This is a genomic window from Asanoa iriomotensis, assembly GCF_016862515.1.
GTDB lineage: Bacteria > Actinomycetota > Actinomycetes > Mycobacteriales > Micromonosporaceae > Asanoa > Asanoa iriomotensis.
Map to the genome: position 1 here is coordinate 39,921 of NZ_BONC01000054.1, position 14,968 is coordinate 54,888.

18 protein-coding genes are annotated in these 14,968 nt (G+C 69.2%); 13 read left to right on the forward strand and 5 right to left on the reverse strand.

Features of this window, described 5'->3' with window-relative positions; all coding sequences use genetic code 11:
* The first annotated feature begins 10 nt into the window (after positions 1-10).
* From Air01nite_RS29685 to Air01nite_RS29700, 4 genes are all read left to right on the forward strand, one after another.
* Positions 11-586, forward strand: a complete 576-nt coding sequence (locus Air01nite_RS29685; RefSeq protein WP_203706644.1) for a hypothetical protein — start codon at positions 11-13, stop codon at positions 584-586.
* Positions 587-706: 120 nt separating this feature from the next.
* Entirely contained in the window at positions 707-1,510 is an 804-nt protein-coding gene (gene sdhC / locus Air01nite_RS29690) for a succinate dehydrogenase subunit SdhC (RefSeq protein ID WP_203706645.1), read from the forward strand.
* 10 nt (positions 1,511-1,520) lie between these two features.
* Positions 1,521-3,431 carry a fumarate reductase/succinate dehydrogenase flavoprotein subunit gene (locus Air01nite_RS29695; RefSeq protein WP_203706646.1) on the forward strand — a complete coding sequence of 637 codons (1,911 nt, stop codon included), beginning with the start codon at positions 1,521-1,523 and terminating at the stop codon, positions 3,429-3,431.
* Positions 3,431-4,480, forward strand: coding sequence for a succinate dehydrogenase/fumarate reductase iron-sulfur subunit (locus Air01nite_RS29700; RefSeq protein WP_203706647.1), 1,050 nt, complete (start codon positions 3,431-3,433; stop codon positions 4,478-4,480). Before Air01nite_RS29695 ends, Air01nite_RS29700 begins: the two co-directional genes overlap by 1 nt.
* Positions 4,481-4,529: 49 nt before the next feature.
* On the opposite strand, the gene Air01nite_RS29705 is transcribed toward Air01nite_RS29700, so the two are convergent.
* Positions 4,530-4,967 (reverse strand): (deoxy)nucleoside triphosphate pyrophosphohydrolase, encoded by a 438-nt coding sequence (locus Air01nite_RS29705; RefSeq protein ID WP_203706648.1) that lies wholly within the window; start codon positions 4,965-4,967, stop codon positions 4,530-4,532.
* Positions 4,968-5,147: 180 nt separating this feature from the next.
* Here Air01nite_RS29705 and Air01nite_RS29710 point away from each other — a divergent pair, with 180 nt between their 5' ends.
* Positions 5,148-5,459 (forward strand): 4a-hydroxytetrahydrobiopterin dehydratase, encoded by a 312-nt coding sequence (locus Air01nite_RS29710; RefSeq protein ID WP_203706663.1) that lies wholly within the window; start codon positions 5,148-5,150, stop codon positions 5,457-5,459.
* A gap of 8 nt (positions 5,460-5,467) precedes the next feature.
* Here Air01nite_RS29710 and Air01nite_RS29715 read toward each other — a convergent pair whose 3' ends face one another.
* Positions 5,468-6,229 (reverse strand): SDR family NAD(P)-dependent oxidoreductase, encoded by a 762-nt coding sequence (locus tag Air01nite_RS29715; RefSeq protein ID WP_203706649.1) that lies wholly within the window; start codon positions 6,227-6,229, stop codon positions 5,468-5,470.
* Between the two features lie 45 nt (positions 6,230-6,274).
* Here Air01nite_RS29715 and Air01nite_RS29720 point away from each other — a divergent pair, with 45 nt between their 5' ends.
* A complete protein-coding gene (locus tag Air01nite_RS29720) occupies positions 6,275-6,643 on the forward strand; it encodes a PH domain-containing protein (RefSeq protein ID WP_203706650.1) in 369 nt (122 codons plus the stop codon).
* Here the strand turns inward: Air01nite_RS29720 and Air01nite_RS29725 are convergent.
* The 3 genes from Air01nite_RS29725 to Air01nite_RS29735 are packed head-to-tail and all read right to left on the reverse strand — an operon-like array spanning position 6,640 to position 10,550.
* Positions 6,640-9,849, reverse strand: a complete 3,210-nt coding sequence (locus tag Air01nite_RS29725) for an NACHT domain-containing protein (RefSeq protein ID WP_203706651.1) — start codon at positions 9,847-9,849, stop codon at positions 6,640-6,642. The genes Air01nite_RS29720 and Air01nite_RS29725 overlap by 4 nt on opposite strands.
* Positions 9,846-10,232 carry a toll/interleukin-1 receptor domain-containing protein gene (locus tag Air01nite_RS29730; protein WP_203706652.1) on the reverse strand — a complete coding sequence of 129 codons (387 nt, stop codon included), beginning with the start codon at positions 10,230-10,232 and terminating at the stop codon, positions 9,846-9,848. Before Air01nite_RS29730 ends, Air01nite_RS29725 begins: the two co-directional genes overlap by 4 nt.
* A gap of 57 nt (positions 10,233-10,289) precedes the next feature.
* A complete protein-coding gene (locus tag Air01nite_RS29735) occupies positions 10,290-10,550 on the reverse strand; it encodes a YciI family protein (RefSeq protein WP_203706653.1) in 261 nt (86 codons plus the stop codon).
* Between the two features lie 72 nt (positions 10,551-10,622).
* Here Air01nite_RS29735 and Air01nite_RS29740 point away from each other — a divergent pair, with 72 nt between their 5' ends.
* The 7 genes from Air01nite_RS29740 to Air01nite_RS29770 form a co-directional block, all read left to right on the forward strand.
* On the forward strand, positions 10,623-12,044 hold the full coding sequence (locus Air01nite_RS29740) for a recombinase family protein (protein WP_203706654.1): 1,422 nt from the start codon (positions 10,623-10,625) through the stop codon (positions 12,042-12,044).
* A 218-nt stretch (positions 12,045-12,262) separates the two neighbouring features.
* The gene (locus Air01nite_RS29745; RefSeq protein WP_203706655.1) at positions 12,263-12,433 is read left to right on the forward strand and encodes a hypothetical protein; all 171 of its coding nucleotides are present in this window, start codon (positions 12,263-12,265) and stop codon (positions 12,431-12,433) included.
* A gap of 172 nt (positions 12,434-12,605) precedes the next feature.
* Positions 12,606-12,881, forward strand: coding sequence for a hypothetical protein (locus tag Air01nite_RS29750; RefSeq protein ID WP_203706656.1), 276 nt, complete (start codon positions 12,606-12,608; stop codon positions 12,879-12,881).
* The gene (locus Air01nite_RS29755) at positions 12,878-13,951 is read left to right on the forward strand and encodes a helix-turn-helix domain-containing protein (protein ID WP_203706657.1); all 1,074 of its coding nucleotides are present in this window, start codon (positions 12,878-12,880) and stop codon (positions 13,949-13,951) included. Before Air01nite_RS29750 ends, Air01nite_RS29755 begins: the two co-directional genes overlap by 4 nt.
* The gene (locus tag Air01nite_RS29760; protein WP_203706658.1) at positions 13,944-14,144 is read left to right on the forward strand and encodes a hypothetical protein; all 201 of its coding nucleotides are present in this window, start codon (positions 13,944-13,946) and stop codon (positions 14,142-14,144) included. The genes Air01nite_RS29755 and Air01nite_RS29760 overlap by 8 nt, the downstream gene beginning before the upstream one ends.
* A gap of 124 nt (positions 14,145-14,268) precedes the next feature.
* Positions 14,269-14,604, forward strand: coding sequence for a hypothetical protein (locus Air01nite_RS29765; protein WP_203706659.1), 336 nt, complete (start codon positions 14,269-14,271; stop codon positions 14,602-14,604).
* Positions 14,601-14,968: HK97 family phage prohead protease (locus tag Air01nite_RS29770; RefSeq protein ID WP_203706660.1), on the forward strand; the 368-nt coding region annotated here is incomplete at its 3' end. The genes Air01nite_RS29765 and Air01nite_RS29770, both read left to right, overlap by 4 nt.

Here is a 14,968-nt window from a genome sequence, read left to right on the forward strand (position 1 = left end):
ATTCTCCTGCATGACGACCCCGCCACCCTCGCCGTCGTCGTCGACCACCGACGAACCGGACAATCTTGATGAATCGCCGACTGCGGCTCCCGTCGAGCCGGACAATGTGGACAATCGGCGCAAGCGCCGGCTGATCATCGGCGGGGTCGCCGCCGCCGCCGTCCTGCTGGTGGTCGCGGCCTGCGGCGCCGCGGTGGTCGGCGTGGTGCGGATCGCCGACGCGGCCGACGCCGGCGGGCGCGTCGCCGGCGCCTGCGAGGCCCTGGAGGTGCGGCTCAACCGCCTCGCGCCGCCGGGATCCACCTCCGGGCCGCGCGAGCGCGCGGTCGCGATCCGCAACGAGAACGAGGCGATCCGCCCCTTTCTCGACGAACTGCGCGGCGACGATGACGACGACCGCCTCGCGCGGCGGTGGACCGAGTTGGTGAACGCCCGCACCACCTACGCCGACGCGCTCGACCGGCAGGCCCGCAACGGTGCGCCGGCGTTCTTCGTCGCGCCGGACCGCGGCGGCGTGCAGCGCCTGGCGGGCCGCCACCACGACTGCGCGGCATCGATCCGCCGCCTCTCCGCACCCGATCTCTGACAGCAGCCAACCGGATTGATCACATCCGCTGGCACCTCCGCGAGCGGCCTGTTTTCCTGCGCGTAACGTGTGCACCGTCACGCGCCGGCCAGCGGCTATGAGAACCTTGCGGGAGACTTCATGACGACAACGGCGACGAGGCCGGTCGGGGCGCAGGCGCGCGCCTCGATAACGGCTCGGACGTTGCGCACGGATCGATGGTGGCTAGCGCCGCTCATCACGGTGATCGGGCTGTCGGCCTGGATCATCTACGCGACGGTCCGGGTTTACATGCACAAGTGGTTCTTCGTCGAGGACTACCACTACCTGACCCCGTTCTATTCACCGTGCCTCACCGATCGGTGCGGTAACGCGGCGGAGTTCGGCACCTTCCTGCCCAGTTGGTGGATCATCCCGGAGGCGGCCCTCACGCTGCCGTTCCTCCTGCTCTTCCGGCTGACGTGCTACTACTACCGCAAGGCGTACTACCGCTCGTTCTGGCTTTCGCCGCCGGCCTGCGCCGTGCCCGACGGGCACAAGACCTACTCCGGCGAAACGCGCTTCCCGCTGATTTTCCAGAACGCCCACCGGTACGCGTTCTACGCCGCCGGCATCATCTCGGTCATCAACACCTGGGACGCCATCAAGGCCTTCCACAGCCCCGAGGGATTCGGCTTCGGGCTCGGCAACCTCATTCTTATCGTGAATGTGGTCATGCTCTGGGCCTATACGCTCTCCTGCCACTCCTGCCGGCACATCGCGGGCGGGCGGCTGAAGCACTTCTCCAAGCACCCGGTGCGTTACCGCTTCTGGACCTTCGTGTCCAAGCTGAACACCCGGCACATGCAGCTGGCCTGGATCACACTCGCGACGCTCGCCATCACGGACTTCTACATCATGGCGGTGTCCGCGAACTGGTTCGGCGACGTGCGGTTCATCAACTGAGGCGACTGACATGACTGAGCGAATCGAACGACACCACTACGACGTCGTCGTGATCGGCGCCGGCGGCGCCGGCCTGCGCGCGGCGATCGAGGCACGGCTCGCCGGCAAGCGGGTCGCCATCATCTCCAAGTCGCTGTTCGGCAAGGCGCACACGGTCATGGCCGAGGGCGGCGCCGCCGCGGCCATGGGCAACGCGAACGCGCGCGACAACTGGCAGGTCCACTTCCGCGACACCATGCGCGGCGGCAAGTTCCTCAACAACTTCCGGATGGCCGAGCTGCACGCCAAGGAGGCGCCGGAGCGGATCTGGGAGCTGGAGACCTACGGCGCGCTGTTCGACCGCACGCCGGACGGCAAGATCTCGCAGCGGAACTTCGGCGGCCACGAGTACCCGCGACTCGCCCACGTCGGCGACCGCACCGGCCTGGAGCTGATCCGCACGCTGCAGCAGAAGATCGTGTCGCTGCAGCAGGACGACAAGCGCGAGTTCGGCGACTACGACGCCCGGATCCGGGTGTTCGCGGAGACCACGATCACCGAGCTGCTGCTCGACGGCGACAAGGTGGCCGGCGCGTTCGGCTACTATCGCGAGTCGGGCGAGTTCCTGCTGCTGCAGGCGCCCGCGGTGGTGCTGGCGACGGGCGGCGTAGGCCGCTCCTACAAGGTGACCTCGAACTCCTGGGAATACACCGGTGACGGCCACGCGCTCGCCCTGCGCGCCGGCGCGACGCTGATCAACATGGAGTTCCTGCAGTTCCACCCGACCGGCATGGTCTGGCCGCCCTCGGTCAAGGGCATCCTGGTCACCGAGTCGGTCCGCGGCGACGGCGGCGTCCTCAAGAACTCCGAGGGCAAGCGGTTCATGTTCGACTACGTCCCCGACGTCTTCCGCAAGCAGTACGCGGAGACCGAGGAGGAGGCGGACCGCTGGTACACCGACCCCGACAACAACCGGCGCCCGCCGGAGCTGCTGCCCCGTGACGAGGTCGCCCGCGCGATCAACAACGAGGTCAAGGAGGGTCGCGGCACTCCGGCCGGCGGCATCTACCTCGACATCGCGTCCCGGCGCTCGGCCGACTACATCCAGAAGCGCCTGCCGTCGATGTACCACCAGTTCAAGGAGCTGGCCGACGTCGACATCACCAAGGAGCCGATGGAGATCGGCCCGACCTGCCACTACGTGATGGGCGGGGTCGAGGTCGACCCCGACTCCGGCGCGGCGATGGGGCACGTGCAGGGCCTGTTCGCGGCCGGCGAGGTGTCCGGCGGCATGCACGGCTCCAACCGGCTCGGCGGCAACTCGCTCTCCGACCTGCTGGTGTTCGGCAAGCGCGCGGGTGAGTACGCCGCCCGCTACGTCGACGGCATCGGCAAGCGCCCGGCGGTGCCGGCCGGCACGGTGGAGGCGGCCGTCGACACGGCGCTCGCCCCGCTGTCGCGGGACACCGGCGAGAACCCGTACAAGCTGCAGCAGGACCTGCAGGCCGTGATGGGCGACCTGGTCGGCATCATCCGGCGCAAGGGTGAGCTGGAGGACGCGCTGACCCGCCTCGCCGAGCTGCGCGAGCGGGTCGCGAAGGTCAGCGCCGCCGGCGGCCGCCGCTACAACCCGGGCTGGCACCTGGCGCTGGACCTGCGCAACATGCTGGTGGTCTCGGAGTGCACCGCCAAGGCGGCGCTGGAGCGCGAGGAGTCGCGGGGCGGCCACACCCGCGAGGACTTCCCCGCGATGTCCGCGAAGTGGCGGACGGTCAACCTCGTCTGCTCCCTCGACGGCGACAAGGTGCGGCTCGAGCACAAGCCGCTGCCGAAGATGCGGTCCGAGCTGATCCAGCTCTTCGACCGGACCGAGCTTTCGAAGTACCTCACCGAGGACGAGCTGGCGGACTTCGACACGTCTGCCGAAGGGTCGGGCAAGTAATGGGAACCAAGCGCCAATTCAAGGTCTGGCGGGGTGACGAGACCGGCGGCGACCTGCAGGACTACCAGGTCGAGGTCAACGAGGGTGAGGTCGTGCTCGACATCATCCACCGGTTGCAGGCCACCGAGGCGCCCGACCTCGCGTGCCGGTGGAACTGCAAGGCCGGCAAGTGCGGCTCGTGCTCGATGGAGATCAACGGCATGCCGCGGCTCGGCTGCATGACCCGGATGTCGACATTCGAGGACGACGAGACCATCACGGTCACGCCGCTGCGCACGTTCCCGGTGATCCGGGACCTGGTCACGGACGTCTCCTTCAACTACGAGAAGGCCCGCGAGACCCCGGCGTTCGCGCCGCCTGCGGATCTGGCTCCGGGGCAATACCGGATGCAGCAGGTCGACGTCGAGCGCTCGCAGGAGTTCCGGAAGTGCATCGAGTGCTTCCTGTGCCAGAACACCTGTCACGTGGTGCGTGACCACGACGAGAACAAGAAGGCGTTCGCCGGCCCGCGGTACTTCATCCGGGCGGCGGAGCTGGATATGCATCCACTGGACGCGAAGGACGACCGGAAGACGTACGCTCAGCAGCATCAGGGTCTCGGATACTGCAACATCACCAAGTGCTGCACCGAGGTGTGCCCTGAGCACATCAAGATCACCGACAACGCGATCATTCCGATGAAGGAGCGCGTGGTGGACCGTAAGTACGATCCGCTGGTGTGGCTGGGCAGCAAGATCTTCCGTCGGCACCCTGGCGACGACGACTTGACCGAAGCCGGTGCTCGCCACTCGGTGGCGGCCGGGCCCGCGATGAGAGGCGAGGACTTGCCGGACGCACACGAGCGCACCGAGGAGCAGGAAGTCGAACGCGGCGTCAACTGGCACCGGCAGCTCGCGCCCGCGCAGCTTCCGGCTGTGGGCGCCAACGGCCGGCTGGGCGTCAGCGAGGCGGCGTTCGACCGCTCGGGCGCGGCGTCGCCGTTCGGCGACGACGTGGAGTTCCCGATGCCGGCGCGCAACCTCAACTACGCGCATCCCGACCAGGACTGAGCTTGGTCTGACAGGCCCCCGGCGTTCGGCGCCGGGGGCCTTCGCCTTTTCAGCTCAGCCACGGACCGGCGCGGAGGGCCGCCACGATCGGGGCGTCGGCCGGCAGCCAGGGCACCTCGTCGAGCTCGTCGCGGTCGAGCCAGCGGAGCGCGGCATGCTCCAGCGGCTGCGGCTGCCCGTCAACCAGTCGTGCGGCGAAAATCTTCAATACGGTGCGGCGATGCCCCAAAGGGATATCGTCGCCGATGCGGTCGCCGACCGCGATGCGCACACCCAGTTCTTCCTGGCATTCCCGCACGAGTGCACCGGTCTCGGACTCACCCGGCTCGACCTTGCCGCCGGGGAACTCCCACATGCCGGCTAATTCGGGAGGATGCGACCGGGCACAGGCCAAAACTTTACGCTCAGCAACGATAGCGGCACCGACGATAACGCGGATGGCCGCGTTCCCCCGGCCGTCGGGCGGGCTTGGACTTTCGGCGTGCACGAGCAACCAGCGTGCCAGACGAAATGCCGTTTCGGGTGCCGGAGCCGTCCCCTAGGTCACCACAAGGGGGAAATGTGGGCGTGGACACGGGGGCCGGTCAGCGAAAGACTGTGGGCACCGAACCATGACGAGATGGCGACGATTTGGCCACAAGCCGGCAACGACGCCTGGGAGGTGTGGATGCGAGCCCTCTGGAACGGGCGGAGCAGAGGCGACTACCTGTCCGACGCGCTCGCCCTGCTGGCCGGCTGGACACGTGAGGACAAGCAGCTCAAGCGGGTCTTCCTGCTCGACAATTCGCAGCACAGCGACCTCACCGAACGCGTGAAGGTCTGTGCCGACGCCCTCCACCTGCGGGCCGAAATCCGCCGTCTCGATGGTTACACACAGGTCAAGCTCGCCGCGGCCGACGGGGTGTCGATCACGGAACGCGAAGTGACGCTCGCGGCGCGTATAGAAGACGCGTACCGCCTCGTTCTCAACGACGAGTAACCAGCCCGTCACGTCCTCAGGTAGGACGCGCCGTTGACGTCGATGACCCCGCCGGTCATCGACTCGGTGCCCGGTGTCGCCAGGAACGTCACGAGCCGAGCCACCTCGTCGGGGTCGGCGATGCGCCCGATGGCGGTCTCGCCGCGGATCTCGTGCCCACGCGGCCCGTTGAGATAGGGCGCGGCCATGTCGGTCTCGACGTACCCGGGCGCGATCGCGGTGACGAAGATGTTGTGCCGGCCGAGCGCCTTGGCCAGCGACTGGCTGAGGCTGTTGAGCCCGGCCTTGCTGGCGCCGTAGGCCACATGGTTGGGCTCGCCGCGGAACGCGCCGCGCGAGGTGATGTTGATGATCCGCCCGCCGCCGGCGGCCACCATGTGCGGCACGACGGCGTGGATGAGGTTCGCCGGCCCGACCAGGTTGGTGTCGAGCGTGCGGCGCCAGATCTCCTGCCAGTCGGCGTAGGAGGTCTCGAGCACCGGCTGCGGCTCGTACGTCCCGGCGTTGTTGACCAGCACCCCCACGGTCCCGTGCCGGGTGACGACGCCGTCGACGAGGTCCGCGATCTGGTCAGGGTCCTTGAGGTCGGCCTGCCGCGCCTCGTGGTTTCCGTTGCTGGGAAGGCTGTCCAACGTCTCCTGCGCCGCGGCCTTGTTGCTGACGTAGTGCACCACGACTGTCGCCCCGGCCGCCGCGAGCTGCTGCGCGGTCGCCCGCCCGATGCCCCGCGAACCGCCCGTCACCAACGCCACCACACCGTCGAGAGCCATGGCGACAGCATGCCAGCCTTGACCGCGGTGCTTAACGTGAGATTCATGACCACCACGAACGCCAAGTACGACCGCAAAGAGCAGCTGCGCCAGATCGAGAGTGGACTCTTGCAGGGCGAGGAGGTGATCGCGGTCTACGACGCGATCGGCGCCGGGACGGGCTTCATCGGCGTGACCAACCGCCGGGTGATCGTGCAGGACAAGTCGTTCGTGGGCAAGAAGGTCGCGATCACCAGCATCCCGTACGGCAAGATCACCAGCGTCAGCGTGGTCAGCAACAAGTCGTGGGGCGGCTCGTTCTTCTCGACGGGCTCGATCGCCATCCACGTGGGCACGCACACCTACGAGGTGGAGTTCCGCGGCTCGGACAAGGCGCACCACGTCCACAACGTGGTGCTGCACTACATCTCCTAGGACCAGGCCAGCCGCAGGCCCCAGCGTTGCGCCAAGCGCTCGTATCGGCGCCTTGCCTCGTCCTCGCTGATCCGGACCCGATCCGCGCGTTCGCGGACCTGCTTCACGGAGATCCTTTCCATCGGGTCGAGCGGCCCCGGTTCGGATCTGCTCACCCCGACCAGGCGTCGGTCGGTCTCGTCGAAACGGGATTCCGCGACAACGGCCAAGGCGTTGCGCCTGCCGGCCGCGCCATGCTCACGGCCGTGCAGGCGCTGCATGAGACGTTTGCGCGCTTCGGCGTCGTCGAGGTCCGCCCGGATCAGGTCGAGATGGATCGCGGACTCCTCGGTGCCCGGGACGAACGTGTCGACGATGCGGTGGACCAGGTCGCGGTGACCGGTGAGCGGGGGCTCCGACCACTCCAGCGCCGCCAGCGAGGCGACCGCCGCGGCCCACACCGTCGGATCGTGCTCGTGAGCCAGATAGGCACACAGCTCCTGCAGCTCGGTCAGGTCCTGCACCTCCCGGAGTCGCACGAGCGCCGCGCGGACGCCGGCGTCGTCGACCTGGGAGCCGAGGTGGGCAAGCTTCCTGCGCGCCGATACGTTTCCCCACTCGACATCGGCCAGCGCCAACAGTGCGTCCGACGGTGCGGCTCGTCCGAACCAGGTGAGCATCGCGTCGTGCACGGCGTCCAGGTCGGCGGCGTCGGCGAAGCGAATCGTCCCGTGCGCGAACCAGAGCAGGAAACGGATGACGGCGGGTTCGGTCTGCTCGGCTCGGAACAGGTCGGCGAATCGGCTGGCGAGCCTCGTCGGCACGCCGTCGGAGCTTGGGCTCTGGTAGAGCCAGCCGAGGGCCCAGACCGCCATCATCGGCAGCGGTCGCCGCCCGTGGGTGAGTGCGACGAGGTCGTCCGTCAAACCGTCGAGGTCGGCGGCGAGAGCGTCCACGTTGCCGTGCGAGCCCAGCTGCATGATCGCGAAAGCGGTTCTCAAGCGGTCGGCGAAATCCGGACCGCTCAGCCTCCGCCGCAGGTCGCTCGGCGACATGGGCCCGGTCGGCGCGTAGTTGCACAGGTCCCACACGAGATCGGAATCCCGCTCCCAACTCCCGTCGCACTCGCCGGCCACGAAGTTCACGGAGTCGTCGCACCATCGGCTGCGCAACAGCTCGGTCATCTCGTTGCTCATGAAGCTGTTCATGCGGATCCGCGCGCCGAGCGCCTCGTGCAGGATCCCTGTGCTGACGTTCGGTTCGTCGGCGAGGCATTTCAGTGTGAGCCCGACGTACCAGTCCTGCCCCCGGAGGTCTTCCTCCGCCTGCGTGAGCAGTTGGCGCAGGATCGCTTCCGCGTCGGCGTCGTTGCAGCTCGCGACGCACAGCCGGACGGGCTCGTGCCAGCTCTCGCGCGTCTTGTGCGCCTCGGCGGAGTCGACGAGTGGCACGACCAGCTCGGCCAGGGACGCCTTCGGGTCGTGGCCCGGGTGGTGGCCCTCGACCAGGGCGCGGGCCGCGAGGTACTCCTGGAAGGTCAGGTGCCGGAACTCGTACACGGGAACGGGCCGGCCCTTGTGCTTGACCTCGCCGGACTCCATCAGCAGGCCGGTGCGCCTCTCCACCAGCTCGAGGAACCTCGTCGGCTCGTGGTTGCGCGCGGAGTGCACCTGCGGGAACTCGTCACGCATGGCGGCGAGGAGGTCCAGGACCTCGTCCTCGCGCAACCGCTGCACGCCGCGGGCGCACATCGCGTACGCGAGATATTCGAGCTGCGGCATCGCCTCCCGCGGGTCCAGCGGCACGTCGACCTCGCGACGCCAGTTGAGCAACACCTGCACGGCCTCCCAGTAGAGGTCGGCCCGGCGGCTCGGCAGCTTGCCGATCTTGCGCTTGACCAGCGCCATCGTGGTGAGCAACATCGGGTTGCCGGTCAGCGCCTCGATCTGCGGCGTGCTGTGCACGTCGGCGACCAGCTCCGCGGTCGCGGCGGCGCGGCGGTCCGGCGGTTCGACGAGCGCACACCAGCGGGCGGCGAAGTCGTCCTTGTCAGCCGGCTCCAGCTCGTCGACCACCACGTGTTCGAACCCCCGACCCATCCGGTAGTCCATCTCGCGGTAGCCGACGATCCGGCAGGTCGTGATGATCGGCGCCAGTGGGTACGCGCCGGCGACCCGCTCGATCTGCCGGCACAGCCGGATGCGCAGGCTCGGGTCGGTGATCTCGTCGAGGCCGTCGAGCAGCACGAGCGCCGTGCCCGCGGTCAGCCGGTCGCGGATGACGCCGCGCAGCGCGGAGCATTCCGCGTCGGTCATCTCCTGTTGCCGCAACGTGAGATTGAGGATCTCGTCGAACGCGCCGCCGATGTGCTCCGGCCGCAGGTCCCGGCAGCGGATCAGCACGGGCAGCAGGTCGGCGTCCGGCAGCGTGCCCACGTCGGGCAGGGCGCGCCAGTCGGGGTCCTCGGCGAGGCGCAGCAGGTAGGCGGTGGTGATCCAGCGCAACAGCGTGCTCTTGCCCGCACCCGGGTCGCCGAGCACGACCAACCGGCGGGCTTCACCGAGCCGCTGGCCGATCGAGGTGCGACCACCGTCCACCGGCCCGTGGGCCCCCGCGAGCTCGAGCCGCTCCAGCGACTCGCCGAGGGACTTCGCCGGCAGCGGGCGCACCCGCAGCGCGACGTACAGCCGCCGCAGCTCGAGTTGCCGCAACGCGATGTGCCGGTCGGTCTCGGGCAGGTTGGCGAGATCGACCAGGTCACACGACTCGAGCGCCAGGGCGCGGTAGCGGGCCTCGGCCGTGTCGGCGAGGCCACGGGCGACCGAACGCTGGTCGAGCGGGAAGTACCGGACCAGTGCGGCCACGAGGTCGCCCGCCGCCTTCTCCGGATTGCGCCACCAGGCGGCGACCTTGCCGTCGAGGCTGATCGCGTCGGTGTCGGCGTCCTCCTCCATCTGCACGACGAACACGCGGTTCTGCCGGTTCGCGTCCCGGGCCGCGTTGACCACCCGGCGCGCCCAGGAGGTGCCCATCGCCCGGATCGTGCCGCAGAGCACCACGGGACCGCCGGCGTTGAGCAGCTTCTGCGTCTCTCTGACGACGGAGTCGCCGACGAGCACGGTGTCGCCGTGGTGGACGGTGTAGCCGGCCGCCCGGATCGGACCGGCGAGCTCCTCGGCCCGGTCCTCCTCACCACGGGCGTGTGCGATCAGGACGGTGACGCTCACCGGATCGCCCGCAGAAGCTGCGCGACGCCGCGAGACCAGTCTTTGGTCAGATCGGCGGTCTTGAGGTCCGCGAGAATCGCCGGGGCATCACCGCCCGTGAGCACCACGGGCAGCAACTTGACTCCCGCACCCTGGAGCTGACGGGCGAGCGCGGACGCCCACTCCCGCATGATCCACTTTGACTCGACACCGTGCGCGGAGTAGCAGAGGACCACATAGTCCGCGTCGGCCAGCCCGGCGTTCATCCACTCCACGATGGAGTCGCCGACACGCAGGTCGGTCTCGTCCAGCCGGACGTCATGCCCGGCGGCGCGGATGTCGTCGGCGAGCTTCTCGGCGGGGGCGGCGTCGGCCACGCGGTGACTGACGAACACGACGGCCATCGCCGCATCGTAACGATGGCGGTACCGTTCACGGTACCGCCGATCACCCGGACCGGGTCAGCGGAAAATCGGGTTCCACTCCCGCTTGGCGGCGATGGTGACGCCCGGAGCACGGTAGTAGGGGTCCGCCGCGACCAGCGCCTCGAACTCCTCCTCGGTCGCGACATCGAAGACGAGCAGAGCACCGGACTCGTCGGCGTAGGGGCCCGCCATCGCGACGACGCCACGCTCCTTCAGCCCGGAGACGAGCTCCCGGTGCGCGGGCCGGTGCGCCAACCGCTCGGGGTTGCCGTCGAAGGAGAGCTCCAGCACGTACATCCACGACCTCCGAGGGGGTTAGACGTTGAAGCGGAACTCGACCGGATCACGTCATCATGCAACACTGGCGGCATGACCGCAACGCGCGCCGTGATCTACCTCCGGGTGTCGCTCGACGCGACCGGGGAAGAGCTGACCATCACCCGCCATCGTGAGGACTGCCAGCGCATCGCGAAGGTGCGCGGCTGGGCCGTGGTCGCGGAGTACGTCGACAACTCGATCAGCGCCGCCGGCAAGAAGCGCCGCCCGCAGTACGACGCGATGGTGGCCGCCTACGCGCGTGGAGAGTTCGACGCGATCCTGTGTTGGGACCTGGATCGGCTCACCCGCGTGCCGCGCCAGTTGGAAGACTGGATCGACGCGGCCACGGAGCGGGGGCTGTTGCTGGTGACCGCGAACGGTGAGGCCGACCTGAGCACCGACGCCGGCCGGTTGTTCGCCCGAATCAAGGCGTCCGTCGGTCGCAACGAGATCGAGCGCAAGGGGGCGCGTCAACGCTCCGCCGCGGCCCAGCGCGCCGAGCTGGGCCGACCCCCCAAGGGCACCCGCCTGACCGGATTCAGCGTCGACGGCAAGATCATCAGGGCTGAGGCGAAGGTGGTCCGCGAGCTGTTCGAGAAGTTTGCGGCCGGGGAGTCGATCAAGGGGCTTACCCGCGGGCTGACTGAGGCCGGTGTGCCGACCCGGCGCGGGGGCGCCTGGCACCCGTCCAGCGTGCGCGAGATCCTGACCAACCCCCGTTATGCCGGCCGCGCCGTTTACCGGGGAGACGTGAACGGGCGGACGCTCGCGGGTGCCGCCGGTAAGCGGCCGATCGTGCGGCCCGAGGTGTTCGACGTGGTGCAAGACCGGCTCGCGGACCCCCGACGCAGGCTCAACCGGGAAGGTACCGACCGTAAGCACCTCGGCGCCGGGCTGTTTCGCTGCGCGGAGTGCGATCGGCCATGCTCGAGCTTCAGCGGCCAGCGGTACCGGTGCCGGGACGCGCACGTGACGCGCGCCCGGACGGAGATCGACGCGTTCGTGGTCAGGATGGCTCGTGGTCGGCTGGCCGAGCCGGACCTCGCCGACCTGTTGCCGCGGACGGACAGTGCCGAGGTCAAGCGGCTGGCCGCCGAGGTCAAGCGGCTAGAGGGGCGGGTCGCGCGGATCGAGGCGGATTACGACGCTGAGTTGATCGACGGCCGGCGCTACCGCGTGGCCACCGACAAGGCCACGGCGGAGCTGTCCGCCGCACGGTCCGCGTACGCCCGCCTGGCGGTCCCCGGGGTCGCCGCGGCGGTGCTGTCGGCTGACGACCCGGTGGCCGCGTTCGACGCCGCTCCGCTCATGATCCGGCGGGCGGTGATCGAGGCTCTGTGCGTGGTGAGGATCGGGAAGGCGCCGCGCGGCCGGCGCACGTTCGACCCGTTCACACTCGGCGATTCGGCGTGGACCGGCGATACAGAGACGTGGGCCGACGCCTGGCGCGCCCGTGGGTTCCCTAGTCGCTGAGCGACTAGAAACCCTTGCTGTGTAAGGGATTCAGCCCTTAGTCGTGTAGTCTTATGACGCAATCCGGCCCACCCGCACCCGCGACCGCACCCCGTCACCGACCGCAGTCACCGACACCCCGCCGCATCCGCATCCGCATCCGTGCCGGACCGCGCGGGAGGCTCACGCCGACCCGCAGCGAATCGCCCTGATCGATACGAGCGTGCGGGAGTGCACCCATGAGAAACACCGGACCGGCGCGCGCCGTGGCCCTACGCCGCGCCGCTGAACGCGCCGCCGACGACCCTGCCAAGCTGTCCAAGGCGGTTCGCATCGTGCGGGCCGCGATCGAGCGCCAGCAACTCACACTGTCCGACCTGACCGCGCCGGCCGACGGGCGGGCGGCATGAGCGCCGCCGGAGAAGCACGTCCGTCCGTTGACGACTACATCCGAGCCGCGGTGGAGGCGGCGCCGCCGCTGAACGAAGACCAGCGCGCGAGGCTGGCTGGACTGCTCGCACCCACCCGCCGTGCCGACCGGACCACCCGCCCGCCGGCACGCAAGGGCAGGGGCGACCGGCCGTGAGCAAAGCAGAACGCCGCCCCGAGACGACTGGCGGGGCGGCGCCCAATGCGTTCCTGCTGGACCTGTCGATGCGATCGTACAGCGCCGCGCCGCGCCCGCCAGGCTGCTCCTGCGGCGGGCTCGCGGTCATGGCCCTCAACCGTCGCGACCGACGCCACTACGAGCGCAAGCACGGGGCGTCGCCCGACGGGATCGCCATACACGACCCCGGATGCCCGGCGATCGTGCCCGGCGCCGAGCGCCGCCAGCCGCGGAAGTGGGGGCGGACGTGACCGCCTACCTGGCGGGGCTCGCCATCGTGAGGTGCAAGGAGCACCCCCGCGCCGACGAGATCCGCGGCACGGCGCGTCTCGTGCTCGCCTCGATGGCCTGGTTCGCCAAGACGACAGACGACCCGCCCGTGTGTGTCGCATCGCAGGACGACATCGCCAGCACGGCCGGCGTCAGCATCCGTACCGTCCATGAGGCCCAAGGGTCGCTAGAGAGATTGGGGCTGATCGTCAGGGCGGGCGCAGGTGCCCGGCCGAAGAACTGGCGCCCCGGTTTCCGCTTCACGGTCCGCTGGCACCTGTCGCTGCTCTCTTCGGCAGATTCTGCCGAAGAGCAGTCGGTGGCGCGGGCGGGTCAACGCTCTTCGGAAGAATCTGCCGAAGAGCGCGCAGTGGGACGCACCGGCTCTCAGCGTGTGCGTCCCACTGTCCTACCGGCAAAATCTGCCGAAGAGCAGTCGGCAAAATCTGCCGAAGAGCAGTCTGCAGAATCTGCTGAATATCCTTCCGACTCCTCCCGACCCCTAGGGAGGGAGGAAGGAGGATCGGACGCTCACGCGCCCGCGCCCTCCGCTGGAGCTCCGGGCTTGGCGCCCGCGCCCTCGAACGGGCCGCTTGCCGGTGACGCGATTTCCGCCCTTGTCCGCGAGGTGATGGCGGCTCGCGGGGATTCCGCGGAGCAGGCACAGAAGTGGATCGATCGCCGGTTGGCCGCATCCGATCGTCCGGTCCGCAACGAGAAAGCATTCATCCGAGGGTGCCTGGCGAACGAGGCCGCGGCTAAGACCGCCAAGCCCGCGAAGAAGACGGCACCGAAGAAGGCCGCGGCGAAGAAGGCGGAACCTGCGGCACGGCAGACCGAGCCCCCATCCACGCCCGGATCCTCAGTCACGCTGCTGCTCATGTGTGAGGCCACCGGGCATGAGCAGTCCGCCACCCGTCCCGCCGGGTCCGTTGTCGCGGCGATCGATCCGTTGGGACCGGACGTGGCAACCTCTTGGGGCAGCCTGCGGCCGGGGCGGGACATCCGTGGGGTTGATCAGCGCGTGTGGACCGTGGTCAGCCGTGGATAGGACGCTGCCCGTCCGCGTGCTGTACGCGCTCGCGCGGATGCCCGACGGGGCGGACGCATTCGCTCTGGCGATCGAGCTGGACGAGCGGCCGGCCGACGTGCGCGCCGCCCTGGCGGTGCTGGCGGAGCGAGGATTGGCGGAGCGTGCGCGGCTCGTGGGGTCGTGGCACGCGACGGGTGGGACGGAGCGGTGACCGGCATGCCCATTTTCCCTTGATCGACTACCCCATACACCCGCCGCTCGATCCCTTTTTTCTTTGCGGTACGGCAACAGTTTTGTGGTGGATAGTTGCTCGACGTCATGTATATACTCCCACCATGGCGAATCGCAGGTTGATCTACGCGAGCGACGAAGAGCTGTACCGCGCCGCGCAGGCGCTGGCCGCCTCGCAGGGCCGCTCGATCTCCGAAGTGATCATGGAGGGGCTGGCCGCGTACGTGGAACAGCACTCCGTGGGCGCCGCGGTCTACGCCGACGCGCAGGCGCGTGCCCGTACCGCCCTGGCGGACCTCGGCGACCCGATCGACTGTGACCGCTGTGAGCGGCCGGTCGCGTCCGTGACGCGGGTCGTGTTCGACCTGACCGCGGCGGACCTCCCGATGACGATCACGCGGTTCTGTGCGGCGTGCGCGTCGGCGGTACCGGTCCTGTGAAGACCTTCGTGGCGGTGCCGGTCGCCGGTTTCGCCGTCGACTCCGCGGCCCGCACGATCGAGGGCATCGCGATGCCGTACGGGCAGACCGCCAACAAGTACGGCATTCAGTTCCGGTTCGCCCCTGGCTCGATCAAGTGGGGCGACGTCAACCGGGTCAAGCTCCTGCGCGACCACGACATCGCCAAGCCGGTTGGGAAGGCGCTCACGCTGACCGACACCGCCGAAGGTCTGAGCGTGCGCTTCCGGGTGGCGCGCGGCCCGGCCGGCGATGAGGCCTTGCAGCTCGCCGAAGACGGGGTACTCGACGGCCTGAGCGTCGGCGTGGACTTCGGCGAGACCGATTCCACAGTGGACAACGACGG

Excerpts from the sequence above, each read along its gene's own strand:
- Air01nite_RS29685 (WP_203706644.1), top strand. The coding sequence starts at position 11 with ATGACGACCCCGCCACCCTCGCCGTCGTCGTCGACCACCGACGAACCG.
- sdhC (WP_203706645.1), top strand. The coding sequence starts at position 707 with ATGACGACAACGGCGACGAGGCCGGTCGGGGCGCAGGCGCGCGCCTCG.
- Air01nite_RS29695 (WP_203706646.1), top strand. The coding sequence starts at position 1,521 with ATGACTGAGCGAATCGAACGACACCACTACGACGTCGTCGTGATCGGC.
- Air01nite_RS29700 (WP_203706647.1), top strand. The coding sequence starts at position 3,431 with ATGGGAACCAAGCGCCAATTCAAGGTCTGGCGGGGTGACGAGACCGGC.
- Air01nite_RS29710 (WP_203706663.1), top strand. The coding sequence starts at position 5,148 with ATGCGAGCCCTCTGGAACGGGCGGAGCAGAGGCGACTACCTGTCCGAC.
- Air01nite_RS29715 (WP_203706649.1), bottom strand. The coding sequence starts at position 6,229 with ATGGCTCTCGACGGTGTGGTGGCGTTGGTGACGGGCGGTTCGCGGGGC.
- Air01nite_RS29720 (WP_203706650.1), top strand. The coding sequence starts at position 6,275 with ATGACCACCACGAACGCCAAGTACGACCGCAAAGAGCAGCTGCGCCAG.
- Air01nite_RS29730 (WP_203706652.1), bottom strand. The coding sequence starts at position 10,232 with ATGGCCGTCGTGTTCGTCAGTCACCGCGTGGCCGACGCCGCCCCCGCC.
- Air01nite_RS29735 (WP_203706653.1), bottom strand. The coding sequence starts at position 10,550 with ATGTACGTGCTGGAGCTCTCCTTCGACGGCAACCCCGAGCGGTTGGCG.
- Air01nite_RS29740 (WP_203706654.1), top strand. The coding sequence starts at position 10,623 with ATGACCGCAACGCGCGCCGTGATCTACCTCCGGGTGTCGCTCGACGCG.
- Air01nite_RS29745 (WP_203706655.1), top strand. The coding sequence starts at position 12,263 with ATGAGAAACACCGGACCGGCGCGCGCCGTGGCCCTACGCCGCGCCGCT.
- Air01nite_RS29765 (WP_203706659.1), top strand. The coding sequence starts at position 14,269 with ATGGCGAATCGCAGGTTGATCTACGCGAGCGACGAAGAGCTGTACCGC.